This is a genomic window from Oleiphilus sp. HI0086 (genome assembly GCF_001635225.1).
This window is the reverse complement of the sequence record NZ_LWFZ01000182.1, coordinates 1-1,170: the sequence shown is the minus strand read 5'-3', so window position 1 is coordinate 1,170 and position 1,170 is coordinate 1. Positions and strand designations below refer to the sequence as shown.

General features: G+C 44.1%; 2 protein-coding genes. Both read left to right on the top strand.

Features of this window, described 5'->3' with window-relative positions:
* Positions 1 to 610: hypothetical protein (locus A3756_RS02620; RefSeq protein WP_231875462.1), on the top strand; the 610-nt coding region annotated here is incomplete at its 5' end.
* On the top strand, positions 607 to 1,170 hold a 564-nt coding region (locus A3756_RS02615; RefSeq protein WP_068552853.1), incomplete at its 3' end, for a hypothetical protein. The genes A3756_RS02620 and A3756_RS02615, both read left to right, overlap by 4 nt.

The window sequence follows — 1,170 nt, the reverse complement described above, 5'->3', positions numbered from 1 at the left end:
GCTCTTGCTCATTGGTGTCAGCTTGTGGCTTAGCCATAGCTTAAAGCAGGAAGCTCAAGAGCTTGAAGTAATCAAATCAAAGAATGAAGAAATGGCAAAGCGCCTTGAAACACTAAGCGTTAAAGCTAAACGCATGAGAAAAGATGAGTCATTAGTCGCCGCTAATCAGCGTTTGCACGCTAAAGCTGAAGCTCGTCAACGAATGATCGAAATGCTAGATACGGTTGTAGTTAAAGATGATGAAGGCTTTTCTAATATTCTGCTCTCACTTGCACGCCAGAACTTAGATAAACTATGGTTGAACTCAATAATTATTGGCTCCTCAGGAAAGGAGATGCATATTGAAGGCATTACCCTGAACGGTGACTTGGTGCCCGAGTATTTGCAAAAGCTTCGTCAGGAAGACAGCCTCCTGGGGCGTACATTTACATTGTTTGAACTTGAAAAACACGAAGGGAAGAGACATTGGTTGAATTTCTCTTTGCGCTCTGAAGAGCACACTGCAGCACCTGAGGTGTTACTTTCTCGTCTTGATAGCAGTGAAGCAATACTCAACTATGCTAAAGACTCGGCTGGTTCTTCTGTAGAACAAGAAGGAGGCCAGAAATGAACCTTGAGAAATGGTACGAACTACGTGATAAAACAGCCGACCTAAGCCTTAGAGAACGGGCAATTATGGCGGGTACTGCTGTGGTGATCATTGCTTTTATTTGGCTGCAGACAGGCTTCGCTGATTATGAAAAAAAGCACAAAGCTAACTTAGCCAACAAAGCATCGTTGACACAAGAAACTGTTGAGCAAAGTAATCGGCTCAGTGAGCTGACTTCAGCTTTGGCTCACGACCCGAATGCAGCACTAAGGCAAGAGCAAGAACAATTAAAAGAGCGCCTGCAGGGCTTACGTTTAAAGATAGGGCAGCGTATGAGTAACCTGGTTGCGCCTGAAGATATGGCAAACCTTATGAAAAAGGTCTTATCTGACTACAAAGGCTTGAGCTTGCTAAGTGCCAAAAATCTACCGGTAGAGCCCTTGAACGTGAGTTTGGGGAGTACCACAGACGAATCAGATAAGACTAATGATAGCGCCATTTCTGCAGAGCCTCAGGCGGTTATATTTACGCATGGCTTTGAAATGGAATTGCGAGGAACTTATTTCCAGACGGTTGAATAT